Below are 21,311 nucleotides of genomic sequence, written 5' to 3'. Positions count from 1 at the left end.
GGTGACAGGGAGAGTTTTCTTTATATCAAAACTTTCCCTTGCCATTCTGCTGGAAGTCTGCTATAATAATTATTTGTGAGCAAACCTCACTTACCCCTTGCAAAGTCTTGGGGTCATTAGACCAAAAGGAGGAAAAATCAATGGCTAAATACGAAATTCTTTATATTATTCGTCCAAACATTGAAGAAGAAGCTAAAAACGCTTTGGTAGCACGCTTTGACTCTATCTTGACTGACAATGGTGCAACTGTTGTTGAATCAAAAGACTGGGAAAAACGTCGTCTTGCATACGAAATCCAAGATTTCCGTGAAGGACTTTACCACATCGTTAACGTTGAAGCAAACGACGACGTAGCTCTTAAAGAGTTTGACCGTCTTTCAAAAATCAACGCTGACATTCTTCGTCACATGATCGTCAAACTTGACGCTTAAGAAGGTAGACTATGATTAATAACGTTGTACTGGTGGGTCGCATGACCCGTGATGCCGAGCTTCGCTATACACCGCAGAACCAAGCGGTCGCAACATTTACTCTGGCTGTCAATCGCAACTTTAAAAATCAAAGTGGCGAGCGAGAAGCAGATTTTATCAATGTTGTCATCTGGCGTCAGCAGGCAGAAAATCTTGCAAATTGGGCTAAAAAAGGAGCCCTAATCGGAATTACAGGTCGTATTCAAACGCGTAACTACGAGAATCAGCAAGGCCAGCGTGTCTATGTTACAGAAGTTGTTGCGGACAATTTCCAACTCTTGGAAAGCCGCTCTAATCGTGATGGTCAATCATCTGGCGCTTACGGTGGAAACAGCTTCGGCGGCAGCTCTGCTCCAAGTTATGGCAGTGCAGACTCGTCTAACCAAGTACCGAACTTTTCTCGTGATGAGAGCCCATTTGGCAATTCTAACCCGATGGATATCTCAGACGACGATCTACCTTTCTAAGGATTGAATCTAACTATAATATAAAGGAGAAAACACATGGCTCAACAACGTCGTGGCGGATTCAAACGCCGTAAAAAAGTTGATTACATCGCAGCGAACAAAATTGAATATGTTGATTACAAAGATACTGAGCTTCTTAGCCGTTTCGTTTCAGAACGTGGGAAAATCCTTCCTCGTCGCGTAACAGGAACTTCAGCTAAAAACCAACGTAAAGTAACAACAGCTATCAAACGCGCTCGCGTAATGGCTTTGATGCCTTTCGTAAATGAAGACTAATTAGATTCCCTGCCTATGGCGGGGGATTTTTAAATACTATATGATTGAAGAAAACATAATGAAAAGACAGTCAAAGTTGAACTGTCTTTTCATTATTTTCATTTGATTTTCTGATTAGTACCTCGTCGGTCCCATAGTCGCGCTCTTGATGTTGAAGCGTTTTTTGAGATAGAAACGCAGGGCTAGGGTAATAGCACCGACAATAGCAACTACGATATTGGACAGGCGAGGATTGAGGAATTCAGGCAGGAGGCTGGTCAATACGATGGACATGCTCCAGAGGAGAATAGCCGCTGCCATTGTAAGGATAGATTTGAGCAGCTTAGGGCGCTGACTGCGGTCCTTATCTGGTCCGTAGAAACGGTAGATAAAGTGGTAGAGGGCATAGAAAGAAAGGCCGCCGACGATGCTTCCGAGTACGAGAGTCGTCAGTCCATAGACAGATGGCTGAGAGGAAGCTAGATTGACGATTGAGGTCAGGAGGGTAAAGAAACCAAAGATGAAGAGAACAGAGTCCAGCATCATCCATTTAGGATCGTCATTTTCTTTTGGATGTTCGGCATCATAGTGCTCTTTTGCGGTCAGAGAAGATGCCCAAGTAGTTGGGGCTCCGTAGAGACCGCGGGCAGTGATTCCCTTGACTTGATTTTCCAGGATTTCCGGCAGAATGCCTTCTAAGATTGTCTGGATTTCCTGATCGGATTTGCCGTCTTGTAAGAGCTGGTTAGTCGCGATATGGATAAATTCTTTGTTTTTTTTGCTGAGTTTGTCGAGGGATACTTGTGACATAGGCGTTCTTTCTAAAGGTTAAAATAGTTTTTTGTGCATAAGATAGGCCATGATCGAGGCACTCATGGCAAAGGCGATGAACATGATAATCCAGAAGGCATGTGGTTCGCCGTTGAGAGGCAGTTCGTTATTTTTGAAGTTCATCCCATAGGCTGAGAAAATCATGGTCGGGATGGACATGACAATGGTCACCAGAGCCAAGGCTTTCATGATATTGTTCTGGTTATTAGAAATGATAGAGGCAAAGGTCTCAGTCATACTGTGGAGGATGTTGCCGTAGATATCAGCCATCTCAATGGCCTGCTGGGTCTCAATCAAGGTATCTTCCAGCAAGTCCTCGTCTTCTAGGTATTTCTTGATATTGCTAGTGGAGCTGGTCAGCTTCTTAATCACGCGCTCATTTGTTTTGAGAGAGGCCTTGAAATAGACGATGGTCTTTTCCAACTCCATGAGCTCAATCAGTTCTTCATTTCGCGTGGACTTGTGCAGCTGGCTTTCAATCTGCTCACTCTTGCGTTCAATGGAGCGCAGGGCTGTCAGATATAGTTCAGCATTGTGGTAGAGAATCTGAAAGATGAAACGTGACTTCATAAAAGTATAGAAGTTGCGCAGGCGCCTGTGAATGAAGATGTCCAGCAGAGGTAATTTTTCCAAACAAGTGGTAATAATAGCCTCTTCCGTGATGATAATACCAAGGGGGATTGTGACATAGTAAGTCTGGTTATTCCTCTCCTCTGTGATGGGCACGTCAACGATGATCAGCGTGTACTCATCCTCGATGGTGACCCGGGACATTTCTTCTGCATCGAGCGGCGCTCGCAGGTCGGTGATGTCAATGCAAAAGGCGTTGGCGATTTCGATTGATTCACTCTGGGAAGGGTTGACAAGATTGATCCAAGTGCCCGATTCGAGCGCATCAATCTCTTTGAATTCTGTCGTAGTTGATAAAAAGACTTGCTTCATGATCTTTTCCTTTCCAGAGTGTTTTTTGCATACCGTACTATTATACTACAAATTCAGGCTTTTGGGGCAAAAGTTTGCAGAAAAATTTGTTATAATGGAGAAGGTTTATAAGTGAAACGAGGTCAAGATGCAAGATAAAATTGTGATTCATGGAGCGCGAGCTCATAATTTAAAAAATATTGATGTAGAAATTCCACGGGACAAGCTAGTCGTGGTGACGGGGTTGTCTGGTTCAGGCAAGTCTAGTCTGGCTTTTGACACCCTCTATGCTGAGGGGCAGCGCCGCTATGTGGAGAGTCTGTCGGCCTATGCTCGGCAGTTTTTGGGCAATATGGAAAAGCCTGATGTGGACTCGATTGATGGTCTCAGCCCGGCTATTTCCATCGACCAGAAGACAACCAGCAAAAATCCCCGCTCAACAGTGGGAACTGCAACCGAAATCAATGACTACCTGCGTCTGCTCTATGCTCGTGTTGGAACGCCATACTGTATCAACGGTCATGGAGCTATTACGGCTTCGTCTGTCGAGCAGATCGTTGACAAGGTCTTGGAATTGCCGGAGCGTCAGCGGTTGCAGATTTTAGCGCCGGTCATTCGTAAGAAAAAGGGCCAGCATAAGACCGTTTTTGACAAGGTTCAGAAGGACGGTTATGTCCGGGTGCGAGTGGATGGGGATATTTACGATGTGACGGAATTGCCAGAGCTTTCTAAGAGCAAGCAGCATGATATTGAAGTCGTAGTAGACAGAATTGTTATCAAGGAAGGGGTGCGCAGCCGCCTCTTTGACTCGGTCGAAGCTGCTCTGCGGATTGCTGAGGGCTATGTGGTGATTGACACTATGGACGGCGAGGAGTTGCTCTTTTCGGAGCACTATGCCTGTCCAGTCTGTGGCTTTACGGTGCCAGAGCTAGAGCCACGTCTCTTCTCCTTCAATGCGCCTTTTGGCTCTTGTAGTGAGTGTGATGGTTTGGGCATCAAGCTGGAGGTGGATGTTGACTTGGTGGTTCCTGATACCAGCAAAACTTTGCGTGAGGGAGCTCTTGCGCCTTGGAATCCTATCTCGTCTAACTACTATCTAAACATGCTAGAGCAGGCCATGACAGCCTTTGGATTGGATATGGATAAGCCTTTTGAGGACTTGTCAGAAGAAGATAAGAGCTTGATTCTCTACGGCTCAGATGGCAAGGAATTCCATTTCCACTATGAAAATGAATTTGGTGGTGTGCGCGATATCGATATTCCTTTTGAAGGAGTTGTCAATAATATCAAGCGTCGCTACCATGAAACCAATAGTGACTACACCCGCACCCATATGCGTCTCTACATGAATGAGCTGACCTGTGGAACATGCCAGGGCTACCGTCTCAATGACCAGGCCTTGTCTGTCCGTGTTGGTGGCGAAGATGGCTTGCACATCGGTGAAGTTTCAGACTTGTCCATTGCAGATCATTTGCTTCAGTTGGACAAGCTTAGCTTGACTGACAATGAAGCTACGATTGCGCGTCCTATTCTCAAAGAAATTCATGACCGTCTGACCTTCCTTAATAACGTTGGCCTTAATTACCTGACTTTGTCTCGCTCGGCTGGGACTTTATCGGGAGGTGAGAGTCAGCGGATTCGCTTGGCGACTCAGATTGGTTCTAACTTGAGTGGTGTCCTCTATATCTTGGACGAGCCCTCTATTGGCTTGCACCAGCGTGATAATGACCGCCTGATTGCCAGCCTCAAGAAGATGCGCGACCTGGGAAATACCCTTATCGTGGTTGAGCACGATGAGGACACCATGCGGGAGGCTGACTGGCTGATTGACGTGGGACCAGGAGCCGGTGTTTTCGGCGGTGAAATCGTCGCAGCCGGCACTCCTGCACAAGTGGCTAAGAGCAAAAAATCCATCACTGGCCAATACCTGTCAGGTAAGCGCGAGATCCCAGTACCATTGGAACGCCGTGTAGGCAATGGTCGCTTTATTGAAGTGATCGGGGCTCAGGAAAATAATCTGCAGAATATCACGGCCAGATTCCCCTTGGGCAAATTTATAGCTGTGACAGGAGTTTCTGGATCCGGTAAGTCAACGCTGGTCAACTCTATTCTCAAAAAGGCCATTGCCCAGAAACTCAACCGCAACTCTGCCAAGCCAGGTAAGTTCAAGAAAATCAGCGGCATTGAGCATGTGGATCGACTGATTGATATTGACCAAAGTCCGATTGGCCGGACACCGCGCTCTAATCCAGCTACTTATACTGGAGTCTTTGACGATATTCGCGATCTGTTTGCTAAAACCAATGAAGCCAAGATTCGTGGCTATAAGAAGGGCCGTTTCAGCTTTAATGTCAAGGGCGGTCGCTGTGAGGCCTGCTCGGGTGATGGGATTATCAAGATTGAGATGCACTTCCTGCCTGACGTCTATGTGGCCTGTGAGGTCTGCCACGGCACCCGCTATAATAGCGAAACTCTAGAGGTTCACTACAAGGAGAAGAATATCGCTCAGGTTCTGGACATGACGGTCAATGATGCAGTAGAGTTCTTCCAGCATATTCCCAAGATTGCCCGCAAACTCCAGACTATCAAGGATGTGGGACTAGGCTATGTGACTCTAGGGCAGCCAGCCACAACCTTGTCAGGTGGTGAAGCCCAGCGGATGAAGCTGGCCAGCGAACTTCACAAGCGCTCGACTGGAAAGTCCTTCTATATCCTGGATGAGCCGACTACGGGTCTGCATTCTGAAGACATTGCCAAGCTCCTTCAAGTGCTATCACGCTTTGTGGACGATGGCAATACAGTACTCGTTATCGAGCACAATCTGGATGTTATCAAGACAGCTGACCATATCATCGACTTAGGACCGGAAGGCGGTGTCGGTGGCGGTACGATTATTGCGACAGGGACACCGGAAGAAGTCGCTGCTAATCCAGCCAGCTATACCGGCCAGTACTTGAAAGGTAAACTGCACGTGAAATAATTTATCAAATCCCTGTTAGATATTAAAAACAGGGATTTTTCATGTCAGAGAGTGCTCGTTGGATTCTAAGACCTAGATAAGTTTTGTCAAAAAATGTCCTATTTGACTGGTTTTTTGATATAATAAGCTTAGTTATTTCACGGAGGTGCCTCATGTTATCAAGAGTTGAAAAGTTTGAAGCAACGTTGGCTCAGACAGACTGCGATGCTGTTTTAGTAACCAATCTGAAAAATATTTACTATCTGACTGGTTTCAGCGGGACAGAAGCGACAGTTTTTATCAGCAAGAATCGTCGGATTTTCCTGACGGATGCGCGCTATACGCTGATTGCCAAGGGAGTAGTCCAAGGTTTTGATATTGTCGAAACCCGCGACGCGATTAGAGAGATTGTCAAGATTATTGCGGATGACAAGCTGCAAAAAATCGGTTTTGAGGATGAGATTTCCTATGCCTACTTCAAGATGCTGGAAAGTGTCTTCTCGGCCTACGAGCTGGTTCCCATGACAGGCTTTATTGAAAATCTGCGCATGATTAAAGATGAGCACGAAATCGCGACCATTCGCAAGGCCTGTCAGATTTCGGATCAAGCTTTCCTAGATGTGCTGGATTTTATCAAGCCTGATGAGACGACAGAGCTGGCTGTTATGAACTTTTTAGATGCCCGTATGCGTCAACTAGGTGCTTCAGGTGCCTCTTTTGACTTCATCATCGCTTCGGGCTACCGCTCTGCTATGCCGCATGGTGTGGCTAGTGACAAGGTTATTCAAAAGGGTGAAACCCTGACCATGGACTTTGGCTGCTACTACAATCACTATGTTAGTGATATGACGCGGACTGTTCATGTGGGGCAGGTGTCAGATGAAGAGCGGGAGATTTATGATATTGTCCTGCGCAGCAATCAAGCTCTGATAGAAGCAGCCAAGGCTGGGCTTAGCCGGATTGATTTTGACCGGATTCCGCGCCAGATTATTAACGATGCTGGCTACGGTCCTTACTTTAGCCATGGGATTGGTCACGGTATCGGACTGGACATCCATGAGATTCCTTACTTTGGCAAGTCAGAAGAGCCGATTGAGGCGGGCATGGTCCTGACGGATGAGCCGGGTATTTATCTGGACGGCAAATACGGCGTCCGCATCGAAGACGATCTCCTCATCACAGAAACAGGCTGCGAAGTCCTAACTCTTGCGCCGAAAGAGTTGATTGTTATTTGAGAATTATCAGGCTTTATGATAGAATAAATAGAAATATAATTTTAAAAAGAGGTAATATAGAATGATTGAAGCAAGTAAGCTGAAAGCTGGAATGACCTTCGAAACAGCTGATGGGAAACTCATCCGCGTTTTGGAAGCGAGCCACCACAAGCCAGGTAAGGGAAATACGATTATGCGTATGAAGTTGCGCGATGTTCGTACTGGCTCTACCTTTGATACCAGCTACCGTCCTGAAGAAAAATTTGAACAAGCCATTATTGAAACTGTTCCAGCTCAATACTTGTACCAAATGGATGACACTGCTTATTTCATGAATACTGAGACTTACGATCAATATGAAATTCCAGTAGTCAATGTAGAAGAAGAATTGAAATTCATCCTTGAAAACTCTGATGTGAAAATCCAGTTCTACGGAACAGAAGTGATTGGTGTGACAGTACCAACAACAGTTGAATTGGTCGTGACAGATACTCAGCCATCTATCAAGGGAGCTACTGTTACCGGATCTGGTAAGCCAGCGACACTTGAGACTGGTCTTGTTGTCAACGTACCAGATTTCATCGAAGTTGGACAAAAATTAATCATCAACACAGCAGAAGGAACTTACGTTTCTCGCGCATAATATAGAAGAGGTAATAACTATGGCAGCTGAACAATTAGGTGAAATCGTCATTGCGCCACGTGTTTTGGAAAAAATCATTGCCATTGCAACGGCAAAGGTAGAAGGTGTTTATTCCTTCGCAAATAAGAGTATGTCAGACAGTCTTTCTATGCGCTCACTCGGTCGTGGAGTATCGCTCCATACAGATGAGACAGGTGATGTGACTGTAGACATCTATCTGTATTTGGAATACGGTGTCAGCGTTCCGACTGTTGCAGTAGCAATCCAGAAGGCTGTAAAAAGCGCTGTTTTTGATATGGCTGAGGTAGAGCTGTCTGCTGTCAATATCCATGTGGCAGGCATTGTTCCAGAAAAGGCACCGAAGCCAGACTTGAAAGATCTATTTGATGAGGACTTCCTCAATGACTGATATATTGTTGGAATCCAGAAGAGGTCTGCGCCAGCGGGCTTTTCAGGCCCTGATGAGCCTAGAGTATGAAGGGGATCTTGTAGAAGCTTGTCGCTTTGCCTATTCTTATGATAAGGACGAAGGGGCTGACAAAGCAGCGGAAGCTGATATTCCAGCCTTCTTGCTCAATCTGGTCTCCGGTGTGGTCCAGTCCAAGGACGACTTGGACAAGAAAATTGCCCAGCACCTCAAAAAGGGCTGGACTGTGGATCGTCTGACGCTGGTAGAGAAAAATATCCTGCGTCTAGGTATCTTTGAGATTACAGAGTTTGACACGCCACAGTTGGTAGCAGTCAATGAAGCCATTGAGCTTTCCAAGCAATTTTCTGACGAAAAGTCCAGTAAGTTCATTAATGGGATTTTGAGTCAATTTATCGTTGAATAAGTTGAATAAAATGAAGGTCAAGACAAGTGTCTTGACCTTTTTTTGATTTGTGACATTCAGTTCGTCTCGCTCCGTAAGGTACGAGACAAATAAACCACCCGCTATTCTGCAGCGCATCAAGGATTATATTAAAAAAAATCCAAATACGATACAATAAAGGTGTTCAAGCCAAATTGTAAAGTGAAAGGAGAAAAAAGCGCAAAAAGTACATAGTTTATCACATATAAAGTGGATGTGTTCTATCGCATTGTGTTTACACTTAAGTATAAATTGAAAATCAATATCAAAGTAGTTTAGGTGGAATATTATGTGTTTATAGGGATATTGAAATTATAGAAGGACACTTTATACCGGATCGTGTATGTTATTGAATATCCCATCAAAAACAGGTGTTTCAAATTTTATGGGTTACTTGAAAGGTAAAAGTACTCTTGCGATGTTTTGTAAACATGCCAATCCTAAGTATAAATTTGAGAAGAGGTATTTCTGAGCAGAAAGCTATTACGTGAGTACAGTTGAACTCAACGAAGCCACAATCAAGAAAGATATACAAGAGCAGGAAAAGCACAATATAGCAATGGATAGATTAAGTTTGAAAGAAGGTGAATATCTAAGTAGAGATAGTGGCAAGTAATGCAAACGCCTCTTTGGGAGGCTTGTGACGAGTCAAGAGCAATGAGGCTCGAACAAAGTGAAAGCCAGCGTCTTTTGGCGCTGGCTTTTGATATGAGCTAGACTTATATCTCTGCTACAAACTATCTGTTAGATGAGGTGAATTATTTTGGCGCTATAACTTCTAATCCACCCATGTAAGGACGAAGAACCTCTGGGATAGTCACAGAGCCATCTTCGTTTTGGTAATTCTCTAAGATAGCTGCCACTGTGCGTCCGACAGCCAGTCCAGAACCGTTGAGAGTATGAAGGAGTTTGACCTTGCCATCTGCTTCGTCACGGTAGCGGATTTGAGCTCGACGAGCTTGGAAATCTTCTGTGTTAGAGCAACTAGAGATTTCACGGTAGGTGTTCTGAGCTGGAATCCAAACTTCCAAGTCGTAGGTCTTAGCAGCTGAGAAGCCCATATCTCCAGTACAGAGTGCTACAACGCGGTAAGGCAGATTCAACTTTTGCAGGATGTTTTCAGCGTTGGCAGTCATCTTTTCTAGCTCTTCATATGATTCTTCTGGCTTGGCAAATTTCACCATTTCAACCTTGTGGAATTGGTGCAAACGAATGAGACCGCGCGTGTCACGACCGGCAGAACCAGCTTCAGAGCGGAATGATGGACTCATAGCTGTGAAGTAGATTGGCAATTCTTTGCCGTCCAAAATTTCATCTCGGTAGTAGTTGGTCAGCGGAACTTCAGCAGTCGGAATCAGAACGAAGTTGGTATCGCTTAGCTCAAACGTATCTTCTTTGAACTTAGGATATTGCCCAGTCCCAAACATAGAATCATGGTTGACCATGTAGGGAGTGATGACTTCTGTGTAGCCTTCTTTGCCATGCTCGTCCAGCATAAAATTGTAGATAGCACGCTCAAGTCTTGCTCCCAAGCCCTTATAGAAGAGGAAGCGAGCACCAGTAACTTTTGCCCCACGCTCCCAGTCGAGGATGTCGAGTTCTTCACCAAGATCCCAGTGAGCTTTAGCTTCAAAGTCAAATTGGCGCGGCGTACCCCAGCGACGAACTTCGACGTTTTCGTCCTCATCTGCTCCCACAGGAACACTATCGTGCGGGATATTAGGCAGAGTGGTAGTGAATTCAGTCAACTTAGCATCCAGCTCAGCCAAGCTTGCGTCTAAGTTCTTGACCTCAGCAGAAAGTTTTTGCATAGCATCAATCTTGTCATCTGCATTTTCCTTGTTGCGTTTAGCTTGAGCAATTTCAGCGGAAACAGTATTGCGCTCAGCCTTGAGTTCTTCGACCTTGACTAACAAATCCCGGCGTTCTTTGTCAATGGTTTTCATTTGGTTAAGGGTAGCGGCGTCAACACCTCTCGTAGCTAATTTTTCAGCAACAGAATCAAAGTCCGTACGGATTCGTTTTAAATCTAACATAGGTACCTCCAAAAATAAAAAGCACTTTATGAAACTGTTGGAGCGGCATAACCGCGGTTCCATCCAACTTCACAAAAGTGCACTTGCTTAATTATTCATTTTTAAACTAACGGTAGAATTTCCTATTTTCTCCTTATCTGCTCACAGCCACCGCAGACTTTCTGAAAAGTGCCCAATAGTACTTATCCGTTTCCTAGATTATACTAGAAAATTTATTTTTTTGCAAATAGGTTTTTAAAAAATTTGCCAATATTTTGCATCAAGGTCGGCAATCTAACGACCTTGTCGTTGCCGATATGTTCTCGCGCGATTTTGAGAATCTTACCAGAGTCTTTGGAGGCAAAGAGAAACTTTCCTTTGTCAGTCCATATTTCAAAATGGCGGCTGACTTTCTTGCCAGAAACATTAGCACCGATAGCAGTTATGCTCGTCCAAGGCAGCTGGATATAGTCTTCTACATTGGCATCAGCGTAAAACTCCAGAGCAGTCTCGCCGATTAAAAATTTCCCAACCTTTCCGCCTAATCCAAGATAGGATACGCCAGTAGTATTAAACTCAACTGTTTTGTTTTGTGACTTTGCCATAGAGTAACTCCCTTTTAGATAATATAGCTATTATACCACAATAAAAAGAAGGCCGAAACCTTCTTTTTGATTACATCAAACCAGCAACGTGAGCTAGTACACCAACTACAAAGAGGGCGATGATGATAGTGATAGGGGATACTTTCTTCTTAAGCAACCACATACAAGCGAAAGTTAGAAGTAGTCCCATCAAACCAGGAATCAAGGAATCCAAGTTTTGTTGGAAAGTTGTAACTTTTTCAGGGGTTTGAGATAGTCCTTGACCTACTTGAGCAAAGGCTTCTTGGATACCCTTATAGCCACTAGACAATTTGTCCCAATGAATATATGCTTTATCATCTAGCTTAACAGATGAAACGTTAAAGACAAACTTAATAGATACCCAGCGCTCAACCAGAACAGCCAAGATAAACATACCTAGGATTGAAGCACCTTTGGTAATGTCTTGGAGGATACCACCAGACATGTCCTTAGTGATTTCAGAACCAGCCTTGTAGCCCAATTCTTGTGTGTACCAGAGGAAAGCCATCCGGATAGCATTCCAAGCTAAGAAGAAGATAAGTGGACCAATGATATTTCCAGTCAAAGCAAGAGATGCCCCAAGTGCACCAAGGATAGGACGAACTGTGAACCAGAAGACAGGGTCTCCGATACCAGCCAGAGGTCCCATCATACCGATTTTAACCCCTTGGATAGCCGCATCGTCAATTGCTGCACCATTTGCTTTTTCTTCTTCAAGCGCAAGTGTAACTCCGATGATTGGAGCTGCAACATATGGGTGAGTGTTGAAGAATTCCAAGTGACGCTCAAGAGCTGCAGCTTGATCTTCTTTTTTAGTATAAAGTTTCTTAATAGCTGGAATCAGTGAATAAGCCCAGCCCAAGTTTTGCATACGTTCGTAGTTCCAAGAACCTTGCAAGAAAGTAGAACGCCACCAAACTTTTTGACGGTCAGCCTTTGAAAGAGTCAATTTTCCTGACTCATCAGGTTTTACAGTATTTAATTCTGTCATGATAGTGTGTCTCCTTTCTTAGTAGTCTTCTAGGATGTCGCCGATTGGATCGTTAGATGAAGCTGTTGCTCCACCGCCACCATTTCCGCCTTTTTTAGACAAGGCAAGGTAGATGAGGGCAATAGCGACACCAATTGCACCGAGGGCAATCAGAGTGAGTTCGCTGACAGCAGCCAAAGCAAAACCAATAGCGAAGAATGGCCATACTTCACGAGTTGCCATCATGTTGATAACCATTGCATAACCAACGGCTACAACCATACCACCACCGATTTGCATACCTTCTGATAGCCAAGCTGGCATAGCTTCAAGAGCAGATTTAACAGACTCAGCTGGAATCATCAAAAGAAGTGCTGCCGGGATAGCAATACGTGCTCCTTGCATGAAGAGAGCGATAAAGTGAGCGCGTTCAACTCCTTTAATGTCTCCTTTTTTCGCAGCAGCATCTGCACCGTGAACCAAACCGACTGACAAAGTACGGACAATCATAGTCAAGAAGAGACCAGCAACAGCAAGCGGAATAGCAACACCTTGTGCTACAGCAATTCCTTTGCTTGAGAAGTCTCCACCTAGTACCATGATGATGGCAGCGGCAACAGAAGCGAGGGCAGCATCAGGTGCTACAGCAGCTCCGATATTAGCCCAGCCAAGAGCGATTAGCTGGAGAGAGCCACCCAGCATAACACCGGCAGCCAAATTACCAGTTACCAGTCCAATTAAGGTACAAGCAACCAGTGGTTGGTGGAATTGGAATTGGTCTAAGATACCTTCTAGACCAGCTAAGAAGGCAACAAAGACTACTAAAACCATAGAAATAATAGACATGTTCTAAATCCTTTCGTAAATTAATAAAAGCAAAACGTTTGATTCTACTGCACGTTGGCTTTCTTAATCAAATCAAACAAATCTTTTTTAGAGTCATTTGGTACTTTACGTACGTCGAATTCAACGCCAAGGTCACGCAGCTTTTCATAAGTAGCAACATCTTCCTTGTCCATTGAAAGTACGTTGTTGACCATCGTTTTACCAGTTGAGTGAGCCATAGAACCAACGTTAAGGGTCTTGATTGGCACACCGCCTTCAATAGCACGGAGGGCATCTTGAGGAGTTTCAAATAGAATCAAGGCATGTGTGTTGCCAAAGCGAGGGTCTTTTGAAACAGCAATCAATTTGTCAATTGGAACTACATTGGCTTTGACATTTCCTGGTGCAGCTTGCTTAATCAATTCTTTACGAAGTTCATCTTGAGCTACTGAGTCAGAAGCAACAATAATACGATCTGCTTTTGAATCTGGCGTCCAAGCTGTTGCTACCTGACCGTGCAGCAAGCGTGTGTCGATCCGGGCAAGGTTGATTTTGAGCTTGCCGTCACCGATTACAGTCCCTTCAGGGATTGCTGCTTGGGCAACTGGAGCAGCTGCAGCAGGAGCATTTGCTTCTTCAGCAACAGGATTCAGCTCTTCAGGCAGAGCTTTGACTCCTTCCTTGGCTTCTTTGATGATGTTAGCAACAACAGCTTCAACGCCGGCATTGGCATCCATCATTCTTTCTGTATAAGCTTGAATCAGCATAGGCAGGTTCAAGCCTGTAATGATAGCGAACTTGCGGTCTGGATTTTCACCCATGACACGGCTAGCTTGGTTGAATGGAGAGCCACTCCAAAGGTCAGCCAAGACTAACACTTCATCGTCCGCATCAAACGAAGCCACAGCGTCATTGAACTTTGCATAAAGATCATCTGGTCCTTCGTTGGGCATGAAAGTTACAACTTGTACTTTTTCCTGCTCACCGAAAATCATAGAACCTGATTGATGAATACCAGCAGCAAATTCACCGTGGCTAGCAATAATGATTCCGATACTCATTATTGACATTCCTCCTTATAAAATGTTTGACTTAAGTTTTAAGAAAACTTTAAGGCAAGTTTATTATAAAACGTTTTCATGAAAAATGCAAGCGTTTGTTCCTAAAAACGACTTTTTCTTTCAAAAATGTCATTATTTGCTGAACCCCTGATAAATATAGGTATAAGCAAACCTTAGCTATAGGAATGTTTTAATAAATTAGGAAAACAGAAAATACAACAGATTAATATATGAAAAAATATGAAATAATATGAAAGAGACTTTTGAAATGAAAGAAAAGAATCGTGTTTGAGAAAGTGTTTGTTTATCAAAAAAGAAAGAGGAGAACCAAAGACAGAAAATCGCATCTTATGTCTTTAGTCTCCCTCTATAATGGCAAAAGTTTCTAAATAATATCAAGTCTGTCCATCATAAGTTTCCAAGAGTTTGGTAAATGTTGGGACTGAAATGCTTTAAAGTATTAGTGTGTGAAGTCAAGTACCATACGTCTCTGAATGGTACCCGCTTCTATTTCGTCAAAGACATCCACAGCATCTGAAACAGAGCGTTTTTGAACGACAGGAACCACTAATCCTTCAGCACCAAACTGAAAGGCTTCTTCCAAGTCCTTGCGAGTACCCACGAGGGAACCGATGACTTGGATACCATCTAAAACGGTTTTGACAATACTGAGGTCCATCATTTCAGATGGCAATCCAACGGCGACTACCCGACCGCCAGCACGAACAGAATCAACAGCTTGGTTGAAGTCAACTTTAGAAACAGCTGTTACTACTGCAGAATGCGCACCGCCAGTTTTTTCTTGGATAAGAGCAGCAACATCTTCAACTTCATGGCCGTTGATGACGATATCAGCACCAACTTCTTTGGCAAAAACTGGTTTATCATTGTTGATATCAACAGCGACAACATGGGCATTAAAGACTTTCTTGGCGTATTGAACCGCTAGGTTACCCAAACCACTTGCTCCAAAAATAACTGTCCATTGGCCTGGCTGCAGCTGGGCTTCTTTGATTGCCTTGTAGGTGGTTACGCAGGCACAGGTGATAGAAGAAGCTTGGGCAGGATCCAGTCCTTCTGAGACTTTTACAGCGTAGTCTGCTGTTACGATACATTGCTCTGCCATCCCACCGTCAACGGAATAACCAGCGTTTTTTACTGTCCGGCAAAGGGTTTCGCGGGCAGTTGTACAGTATTCACAAGCACCACATCCTTCAAAGAACCAAGCGACGCTGACGCGATCTCCGACTGTGAGACTTTTGACATCTAGTGCGCTTTCTTTGACAATACCGATACCTTCATGCCCAAGAACGCGACCTGATACCTTGCCAAAGTCACCATGTGCGACGTGCAAATCAGTATGGCAGACACCACAGTATCTGATATCAACGAGAGCTTACCCTGTTTCAAGAGGACTCATTTCTTTATTTTCGATGAGTTGGACATTAGTTCCCTATGGATTTACAACAACTGCTTTCATAAGTAGTTTCCTCCTGTTATTTAGTTTTTGATTATGTTAAATATATTACAAACTCAAACAAATAGCAAACGCTTAAAAATCCAAGCGTAAATTCACTCCAATATTCTGACATAGCTGATAAGCTCCTATTTTTAAAGCTTTTGAGCATGATTGAGGTCGAGAGAAGACAAAAAAGAAAAGACAAACTCTCGAACAGAGTTTGCCTAATTGTCTACTTTTATAAAAAAAGTTTGTTAAGTTCGTGGGCAACGCCATCTTGGTCATTGGTCAAAGATAATTGCTGGTCGGCGTAGGGCAGCAGGGCGGCATTAGCATTTTTCATGGCATAGCCAGTGCCAGCAAAGGACAGCATCTCAGTATCATTTTGCTCATCGCCAAAGGCAATCAGATTTTTACGGTCTACATTGAGAATATTAAGTAGGTACTGAAGGGCAAAGGCCTTATTGACCCCTTTGGGAGCACACTCGAGGATGTTGAGTGGGCCGCCCCAAGAGTTGATAGAAAGTTCATGCTGGTAAAAAGCATTCATTTCCTCTGCAAGAGCATATTTGTCAGCTGCTCGCGTCTGCAGGAGAATGGCGTTAGGATTCTCCGTTACCAGATTAGCTTGAAACTGGTTTTCTGGTTTGAAAGCATCGATGCCAAAGAGTTTGGGATCAGCGATTTCTTCATTGGGATTGGTGATATAGAATTTATTGCGGTATTCGCCAGCAATGAAATCCGCTTCAATCTCATCCTTGCGCTTAACCATATCCAGCAGAAAGGATTTATCCAGCGTCAGCGATTTTTCAAAGTCCCATTTCTTTTCTGGAATGTGAGTCAAAGAGCCATTGAAGTTGATCATGGGCGTATTGAGCTCTAATTCTTTATAATATTTCAAAGCCATGCGGTAGGGCCGGCCTGTTGTGATAATAACCTTGTGGCCCTTTTGGGAAATTTTTTTGATAGTTTCTTTGGTGAAGTCAGACAGATTGCTGTTAGAATCCAGCAAGGTTCCGTCCAAGTCCACAGCGATTACTTTTTTTGCCATGTGAGTCTCTTTTCAGTGATAATACAGACTATTATAACAGAATTCAGTGTAAATAACACGACTTATGTTATAATGGTGCTCTAATCAGTCACAATTATGACACACTAAGGAGGAGCTTTTTTTTATGCGTAAACCAATCATGATTCATGCTCTTTTTCTGATGATTGCCTTTTTTATCTATATCCAATCTCTAAATGGCGGTCCGACCTATCTCATCTGGAATATGACCTTGGCCTTAATCAGCTATGATGCAGCTGTCTTGACACTTTTATTCAAGAAGCAGAAGTGGGTATATCCTCTTCTTTTCCTGCTGTGGTTGCTTTTCTTCCCCAACACTTTCTATATGATTACTGATTTGATTCATATGACTTGGGTGGCAGATGTTCTAAGTAAGCCAAGTGTTTTCCTGCTCTTTTTAGCTTTTGTTTCCAGTATTTTATTCGGTATTTTCTGTGGTATGGAGAGCTGGTATGTCATTAAGGAACGCTGGAAGCTTAACTGGTATTTGGACTTATTGCTGACGGCAGCTCTGTCGGCTGTGTCCAGTCTGGCTATCTACATAGGACGTTATGATCGCCTCAATAGCTGGGATTTATTGCTTCATCCTCAGCTGGTTCTACAGAAGCTCTTGCAAACTTTACAGTCTGATCGTCTGCCATTTATTCTTGGTTTTACTTTTTTACAGTTTATGAGTTTGGTATTTCTGATGAGAGATAATAAAAAATAAGAAAGCGAGACATTCATCTTGAAAAAGTGAATGTTTTTTATTATAATTTAAAATATTGTTCGCAAATAAACGAAATCCAATCTGTTTTTCTTTGTTATTGAACTAGATATTAGAAATTTTACTCAAAAGGAGATTTGTTGAAAAATGGATAAATTTTTCAAACTGACCGAAAAAGGGACAAATGTCCGGACAGAAGTTTTGGCGGGTCTGACGACTTTTTTTGCCATGTCCTACATTTTATTCGTCAATCCGGCCATGCTGGCTCAGACAGGTATGCCCAAGCAGGGTGTTTTTCTAGCTACGATTATCGGAGCTGTTGCCGGAACCTTGATGATGGCCTTCTTTGCCAACTTGCCTTATGCGCAGGCACCGGGCATGGGTTTGAATGCCTTTTTCACTTTTACGGTCGTCTTTGCCTTGGGCTACACTTGGCAGGAAGCCTTGGCTATGGTCTTTATCTGCGGGATTATTTCGCTCATTATCACTCTGACCAAGGTGCGTAAGATGATCATTGAGTCAATTCCAGGTTCTTTGCGAGCAGCTATTTCAGCTGGGATCGGGGTCTTTCTGGCCTATGTAGGTATTAAAAATGCTGGCTTGCTCAAGTTTTCAATCGATCCAGGCAATTATACAGTAGCTGGTAAGGGAGCAGATAAGGCTGCAGCGGCTATTACGGCTAATTCGGCAGCAACTCCCGGTCTGGTAGACTTTAACAATCCAGCTGTCATCGTAGCCTTAGTCGGTTTGGCCATCACAATCTTCTTTATCGTGAAAAATATCAAGGGTGGTGTTATCCTATCTATTCTGGTCACGACAGTGGTAGCTATTCTGGTTGGCTTGGTTGATTTGTCAGCTATTGACTTTGGGCAGAATAACATTGGCACTGCTGTTAGTGAACTGGGGCAGATTTTTGGGGTGGCAGTAGGTCCGAAAGGTCTGGGTGCCCTTTTAGCAGATTCAGCTCGCTGGCCTCAGACATTTATGGCTATTCTGGCTTTCTCCTTGACAGATATTTTTGACACCATTGGTACCTTAATCGGTACTGGTGAAAAGGTCGGGATTGTGGCGACTTCTGGGAAAACCATGAATCAGAAGGCTTGGATAAGGCTCTCTATGCAGACCTCATCGGGACCTCTATCGGAGCCATTGCTGGAACCTCTAACGTGACGACTTATGTGGAGTCTGCAGCTGGTATCGGAGCTGGCGGCCGAACAGGTCTGACCGCCTTGGTCGTAGCCATCTGCTTTACGGTGTCAAGCTTCTTTAGCCCACTCTTGGCTATTGTTCCTAATGCTGCAACTGCACCGATTCTCATTATCGTGGGGATTATGATGCTGGCTAGTCTGAAAAACATCCATTGGGATGATATGGCAGAAGCCATTCCAGCTTTCTTTACTTCTATTTTTATGGGATTTGCCTACTCTATCACTCACGGGATAGCAGCTGGATTTATCACCTACACCTTGGTCAAAATCTTCAAAGGTCAAGCCAAGGATGTGCATTCTATGATTTGGATTTTGGATCTTCTCTTTATTTTGAATTTCGTAAATCTGGCATTAAATTAAGTCTAAGCATTGCTGGATTTCCTTGTGTCTAGTGAAGTTTGGATAGCTTATATTTTTAGTATAAAAAATCAGCTTTTTGCGGCTGATTTTTCTTTTGCAAAATTAAGCAGAAAAAAATTTTTTCTGGTATAATAAGAGAATGTTTAGTCATAATGAGGAAGAATTAATCCAGTGGGGTCAGCGTCTGGGCAAATTGCTTCAGGCGGGGGATGTACTGGTTTTAACGGGAGATTTAGGAGCAGGGAAGACAACCTTTACTAAGGGTCTGGCTCTAGGGTTGCGCATCAGTCAGATAATTAAAAGTCCAACCTATACCATTGTTCGGGAATACGAGGGGCGCTTGCCGCTCTATCATCTGGATGTCTACCGCATCGGAGACGATCCAGATTCCATTGATTTGGATGACTTTCTCTTTGGGGAGGGTGTGACGGTCATTGAATGGGGGGAGCTGCTGGGAGAAAATCTACCTGAAGACTATCTCAAATTAAGTCTCTTGAAAAAGGAAGATGGGCGTGAATTGGTTTTTGAAGCCCAAGGAAAGCGAGCCCAAGAGCTACTTGAGGGACTGCAGAATGACTGAATATGAATTATGCTTGCGTGAAGCAGAAAAAACAGATGCTGCTAATCTGATTGCCTTCCTCAATCAGGTCGGGTCTGAGTCAGATTATATGACGCTGGACGAGGCTGGAATTTTGATGAATCAAGAGGAGATGGCTTCGTTCATTGAACATCAGGCTGCTTCTAGTAATCAGCTTTATCTGTTGGCGCTTTTAAATGGTGAGATTGCTGGCTTAGTCAGCATCACAGCTGATTTCCATGAGCGAATTCGCCATATTGGTCAAGTCTTTGTTGTTGTGAAGAAAGCTTTCTGGAACCAAGGACTGGGACGCATATTGCTGGAAGAGGCACTGACTTGGGCAGAAGATTCTCAAGTTATTAGACGTTTGGAATTGAGCGTTCAGGTTAGAAATGAACGAGCAGTTCACCTTTATAAAGATTTAGGATTTGAAATTGAAGGCTTACAAAAAAGAGGAGCCTATTTAAAAGAAGGGATATTTCTTGATGTTTACCTGATGGGTAAACTGATAGACTAAAAAAGATATGTTTAAAAAGATTATAATGATGTTTCTCAGCCTCGTGGTCGTAACGACAGCTGGTATCGGTACTTATGCTTGGACAATCTATGGTCAGTCAACAGATGAACTGTCCAAGACTTATAAGGGCTTGGGAAATGAGACAGATGTCATTTCTGCGACTAAGCCCATGACCATCTTGCTGATGGGTGTAGATACAGGGAGCGGCTCCCGCGAGGATACTTGGGTCGGGAACAGCGATACCATGATTCTCCTGAGTGTCAATCCCAAGACCAAGAAAACGGTCATGATGAGTTTGGAACGTGATATTCTGACTCAGATTGATGAGAACGGTCAGACAGTTGAAGCCAAGCTGAATGCAGCCTATGCAACTGGCGGAGCAGAGTTAGCCATTTCGACTATTGAGGGCTTGATGAATATCCACATCGACCGCTATGTGATGATCAATATGCAGGGCTTGGTTCAGTTAGTAGACGCAGTAGGTGGTATTGAGGTCAATAATACCTTTGACTTCCCAATTTCTATTGAGGATAATGAGCCTGAGTATACTGCTAAGGTGGAACCTGGCAAGCAAACCATCAATGGTGATCAGGCGCTGGTCTATGCTCGCATGCGCTATCAGGATCCAGAGGGTGACTATGGCCGCCAAAAACGTCAACGTGAAGTAATTAAGAAAGTGGTTGAAAAAGTTCTCAGTCTCAACAGTGTCAGCCATTATCAGGCCATTTTAAAAGCTGTCAGCAACAATATGCAGACCAATATCGCGCTTGATTCAAAAAGCATTCCCCAACTGCTAGGCTATCAGGATGCCTTTAAAAACATCAAATCTGAGCAGCTGCGTGGAGAAGATGCGACCTTGCCTGACGGTGGAAGCTATCAGCTGGTGACTTCAGAGCATTTGCTGAGCATGCAGAATCTAATCCGCAAGTCTCTGGGCTTGGACAAAGTCAAGAGTCTGAAGACCAACGCTGTTCTCTATGAAGATATTATGGGCGGCAACAGTCTAAGAAGCAGCAATAGCAGCAGTACGTCTATCAGTACAGAAAGCAATAGTAACTACGTGCCTCCTTATAATCAGCCAACTTATAATAATGGCTATGAGAATTACTCTTATCCGACGACAGATACAACAGTTGGAACTACGAATACGACTCCAGTTGCTCCGGCAGCTTCCTCCGCCCCAGCGGCAGATGTTAGTGTCAGCGCCCCACAAAGTCAGCCAGTAGTCAATGCGACTACAGAGTAAAAAGTTAAATATAAAAAGAGGCCGGGACAAAATTGTACTGACCCCAAAAAGTTAGACAATT

20 protein-coding genes and 3 pseudogenes are annotated in these 21,311 nt (G+C 43.9%); 14 read left to right on the top strand and 9 right to left on the bottom strand.

From position 1 onward, the window contains the following. Window positions 1–140: 140 nt before the first annotated feature. The 3 genes from rpsF to rpsR are packed head-to-tail and all read left to right on the top strand — an operon-like array spanning window position 141 to window position 1,213. Window positions 141–431, top strand: coding sequence for a 30S ribosomal protein S6 (gene rpsF, locus MK370_RS11040; protein WP_001151775.1), 291 nt, complete (start codon window positions 141–143; stop codon window positions 429–431). Window positions 432–442: 11 nt separating this feature from the next. Then, a complete protein-coding gene (locus MK370_RS11035) occupies window positions 443–937 on the top strand; it encodes a single-stranded DNA-binding protein (RefSeq protein WP_268685279.1) in 495 nt (164 codons plus the stop codon). Between the two features lie 36 nt (window positions 938–973). Beyond that, window positions 974–1,213 carry a 30S ribosomal protein S18 gene (gene rpsR, locus MK370_RS11030; RefSeq protein WP_000068664.1) on the top strand — a complete coding sequence of 80 codons (240 nt, stop codon included), beginning with the start codon at window positions 974–976 and terminating at the stop codon, window positions 1,211–1,213. Between the two features lie 114 nt (window positions 1,214–1,327). Here the strand turns inward: rpsR and MK370_RS11025 are convergent, their stop codons facing one another. Further along, window positions 1,328–2,002 carry a DUF1129 domain-containing protein gene (locus MK370_RS11025; protein ID WP_268685278.1) on the bottom strand — a complete coding sequence of 225 codons (675 nt, stop codon included), beginning with the start codon at window positions 2,000–2,002 and terminating at the stop codon, window positions 1,328–1,330. Window positions 2,003–2,020: 18 nt separating this feature from the next. Continuing rightward, window positions 2,021–2,965, bottom strand: a complete 945-nt coding sequence (locus MK370_RS11020; protein WP_268685277.1) for a magnesium transporter CorA family protein — start codon at window positions 2,963–2,965, stop codon at window positions 2,021–2,023. A gap of 127 nt (window positions 2,966–3,092) precedes the next feature. On the opposite strand from MK370_RS11020, the gene uvrA reads away from it, so the two are divergent. The 6 genes and pseudogenes from uvrA (at window position 3,093) to MK370_RS10990 (ending at window position 9,227) form a co-directional block, all read left to right on the top strand. Then, the gene (gene uvrA / locus MK370_RS11015; RefSeq protein WP_268685276.1) at window positions 3,093–5,924 is read left to right on the top strand and encodes an excinuclease ABC subunit UvrA; all 2,832 of its coding nucleotides are present in this window, start codon (window positions 3,093–3,095) and stop codon (window positions 5,922–5,924) included. A gap of 152 nt (window positions 5,925–6,076) precedes the next feature. After that, window positions 6,077–7,138, top strand: coding sequence for a M24 family metallopeptidase (locus MK370_RS11010; protein WP_268685275.1), 1,062 nt, complete (start codon window positions 6,077–6,079; stop codon window positions 7,136–7,138). Window positions 7,139–7,199: 61 nt separating this feature from the next. Continuing rightward, entirely contained in the window at window positions 7,200–7,760 is a 561-nt protein-coding gene (gene efp, locus MK370_RS11005; protein WP_002896485.1) for an elongation factor P, read from the top strand. Window positions 7,761–7,779: 19 nt separating this feature from the next. Beyond that, a complete protein-coding gene (locus tag MK370_RS11000; RefSeq protein WP_002896484.1) occupies window positions 7,780–8,169 on the top strand; it encodes an Asp23/Gls24 family envelope stress response protein in 390 nt (129 codons plus the stop codon). After that, the gene (nusB, locus tag MK370_RS10995) at window positions 8,162–8,593 is read left to right on the top strand and encodes a transcription antitermination factor NusB (protein ID WP_033179114.1); all 432 of its coding nucleotides are present in this window, start codon (window positions 8,162–8,164) and stop codon (window positions 8,591–8,593) included. Before MK370_RS11000 ends, nusB begins: the two co-directional genes overlap by 8 nt. A 232-nt stretch (window positions 8,594–8,825) precedes the next feature. Continuing rightward, window positions 8,826–9,227, top strand: a pseudogene (locus MK370_RS10990) (transposase). Between the two features lie 142 nt (window positions 9,228–9,369). Here the strand turns inward: MK370_RS10990 and serS are convergent. From serS to MK370_RS10955, 7 genes and pseudogenes are all read right to left on the bottom strand, one after another. Continuing rightward, a complete protein-coding gene (gene serS / locus MK370_RS10985; protein WP_268685274.1) occupies window positions 9,370–10,647 on the bottom strand; it encodes a serine--tRNA ligase in 1,278 nt (425 codons plus the stop codon). 212 nt (window positions 10,648–10,859) lie between these two features. After that, window positions 10,860–11,231, bottom strand: coding sequence for a DUF956 family protein (locus MK370_RS10980; RefSeq protein WP_268685273.1), 372 nt, complete (start codon window positions 11,229–11,231; stop codon window positions 10,860–10,862). A 70-nt stretch (window positions 11,232–11,301) separates the two neighbouring features. Continuing rightward, a complete protein-coding gene (locus MK370_RS10975; protein WP_002893579.1) occupies window positions 11,302–12,243 on the bottom strand; it encodes a PTS system mannose/fructose/sorbose family transporter subunit IID in 942 nt (313 codons plus the stop codon). An 18-nt stretch (window positions 12,244–12,261) separates the two neighbouring features. Further along, on the bottom strand, window positions 12,262–13,068 hold the full coding sequence (locus MK370_RS10970) for a PTS mannose/fructose/sorbose transporter subunit IIC (RefSeq protein ID WP_002893578.1): 807 nt from the start codon (window positions 13,066–13,068) through the stop codon (window positions 12,262–12,264). A 44-nt stretch (window positions 13,069–13,112) separates the two neighbouring features. After that, window positions 13,113–14,108: a PTS sugar transporter subunit IIB gene (locus tag MK370_RS10965; RefSeq protein ID WP_049553138.1), complete on the bottom strand. Its 996-nt coding sequence runs from the start codon at window positions 14,106–14,108 to the stop codon at window positions 13,113–13,115. Between the two features lie 460 nt (window positions 14,109–14,568). After that, window positions 14,569–15,528 (bottom strand): annotated as a pseudogene (gene adhP / locus MK370_RS10960) (alcohol dehydrogenase AdhP). 277 nt (window positions 15,529–15,805) lie between these two features. After that, window positions 15,806–16,618 (bottom strand): Cof-type HAD-IIB family hydrolase, encoded by an 813-nt coding sequence (locus tag MK370_RS10955; RefSeq protein WP_268685272.1) that lies wholly within the window; start codon window positions 16,616–16,618, stop codon window positions 15,806–15,808. Window positions 16,619–16,742: 124 nt separating this feature from the next. On the opposite strand from MK370_RS10955, the gene MK370_RS10950 reads away from it, so the two are divergent. The 5 genes and pseudogenes from MK370_RS10950 to brpA all read left to right on the top strand — a co-directional run bounded on the left by MK370_RS10950 (window position 16,743) and on the right by brpA (window position 21,250). Beyond that, window positions 16,743–17,345 carry a DUF1361 domain-containing protein gene (locus MK370_RS10950; protein ID WP_268685271.1) on the top strand — a complete coding sequence of 201 codons (603 nt, stop codon included), beginning with the start codon at window positions 16,743–16,745 and terminating at the stop codon, window positions 17,343–17,345. Window positions 17,346–17,489: 144 nt separating this feature from the next. Then, window positions 17,490–18,910 (top strand): annotated as a pseudogene (locus MK370_RS10945) (NCS2 family permease). A gap of 139 nt (window positions 18,911–19,049) precedes the next feature. Next, window positions 19,050–19,490, top strand: coding sequence for a tRNA (adenosine(37)-N6)-threonylcarbamoyltransferase complex ATPase subunit type 1 TsaE (gene tsaE, locus MK370_RS10940; protein WP_268685270.1), 441 nt, complete (start codon window positions 19,050–19,052; stop codon window positions 19,488–19,490). Beyond that, entirely contained in the window at window positions 19,483–20,004 is a 522-nt protein-coding gene (locus MK370_RS10935; RefSeq protein WP_268685269.1) for a GNAT family N-acetyltransferase, read from the top strand. Before tsaE ends, MK370_RS10935 begins: the two co-directional genes overlap by 8 nt. Window positions 20,005–20,011: 7 nt before the next feature. After that, window positions 20,012–21,250 (top strand): biofilm formation/cell division transcriptional regulator BrpA, encoded by a 1,239-nt coding sequence (gene brpA, locus MK370_RS10930; protein WP_268685268.1) that lies wholly within the window; start codon window positions 20,012–20,014, stop codon window positions 21,248–21,250. The last annotated feature ends 61 nt before the right edge of the window (window positions 21,251–21,311 follow it).

It is taken from the genome of Streptococcus sanguinis (assembly GCF_026781265.1).
Lineage (GTDB): Bacteria > Bacillota > Bacilli > Lactobacillales > Streptococcaceae > Streptococcus > Streptococcus sanguinis_T.
The sequence above is the reverse complement of the archived record's forward strand: the minus strand, read 5'-3'. Positions and strand labels throughout refer to the sequence as shown.

Excerpts from the sequence above, each read along its gene's own strand:
- MK370_RS10980 (WP_268685273.1), bottom strand. The coding sequence starts at position 11,231 with ATGGCAAAGTCACAAAACAAAACAGTTGAGTTTAATACTACTGGCGTA.
- serS (WP_268685274.1), bottom strand. The coding sequence starts at position 10,647 with ATGTTAGATTTAAAACGAATCCGTACGGACTTTGATTCTGTTGCTGAA.
- MK370_RS11020 (WP_268685277.1), bottom strand. The coding sequence starts at position 2,965 with ATGAAGCAAGTCTTTTTATCAACTACGACAGAATTCAAAGAGATTGAT.
- MK370_RS11000 (WP_002896484.1), top strand. The coding sequence starts at position 7,780 with ATGGCAGCTGAACAATTAGGTGAAATCGTCATTGCGCCACGTGTTTTG.
- MK370_RS11010 (WP_268685275.1), top strand. The coding sequence starts at position 6,077 with ATGTTATCAAGAGTTGAAAAGTTTGAAGCAACGTTGGCTCAGACAGAC.
- MK370_RS10950 (WP_268685271.1), top strand. The coding sequence starts at position 16,743 with ATGCGTAAACCAATCATGATTCATGCTCTTTTTCTGATGATTGCCTTT.
- brpA (WP_268685268.1), top strand. The coding sequence starts at position 20,012 with ATGTTTAAAAAGATTATAATGATGTTTCTCAGCCTCGTGGTCGTAACG.
- rpsF (WP_001151775.1), top strand. The coding sequence starts at position 141 with ATGGCTAAATACGAAATTCTTTATATTATTCGTCCAAACATTGAAGAA.
- rpsR (WP_000068664.1), top strand. The coding sequence starts at position 974 with ATGGCTCAACAACGTCGTGGCGGATTCAAACGCCGTAAAAAAGTTGAT.
- MK370_RS11035 (WP_268685279.1), top strand. The coding sequence starts at position 443 with ATGATTAATAACGTTGTACTGGTGGGTCGCATGACCCGTGATGCCGAG.
- tsaE (WP_268685270.1), top strand. The coding sequence starts at position 19,050 with ATGTTTAGTCATAATGAGGAAGAATTAATCCAGTGGGGTCAGCGTCTG.
- uvrA (WP_268685276.1), top strand. The coding sequence starts at position 3,093 with ATGCAAGATAAAATTGTGATTCATGGAGCGCGAGCTCATAATTTAAAA.
- MK370_RS11025 (WP_268685278.1), bottom strand. The coding sequence starts at position 2,002 with ATGTCACAAGTATCCCTCGACAAACTCAGCAAAAAAAACAAAGAATTT.
- efp (WP_002896485.1), top strand. The coding sequence starts at position 7,200 with ATGATTGAAGCAAGTAAGCTGAAAGCTGGAATGACCTTCGAAACAGCT.
- MK370_RS10970 (WP_002893578.1), bottom strand. The coding sequence starts at position 13,068 with ATGTCTATTATTTCTATGGTTTTAGTAGTCTTTGTTGCCTTCTTAGCT.
- MK370_RS10965 (WP_049553138.1), bottom strand. The coding sequence starts at position 14,108 with ATGAGTATCGGAATCATTATTGCTAGCCACGGTGAATTTGCTGCTGGT.
- nusB (WP_033179114.1), top strand. The coding sequence starts at position 8,162 with ATGACTGATATATTGTTGGAATCCAGAAGAGGTCTGCGCCAGCGGGCT.
- MK370_RS10935 (WP_268685269.1), top strand. The coding sequence starts at position 19,483 with ATGACTGAATATGAATTATGCTTGCGTGAAGCAGAAAAAACAGATGCT.
- MK370_RS10955 (WP_268685272.1), bottom strand. The coding sequence starts at position 16,618 with ATGGCAAAAAAAGTAATCGCTGTGGACTTGGACGGAACCTTGCTGGAT.
- MK370_RS10975 (WP_002893579.1), bottom strand. The coding sequence starts at position 12,243 with ATGACAGAATTAAATACTGTAAAACCTGATGAGTCAGGAAAATTGACT.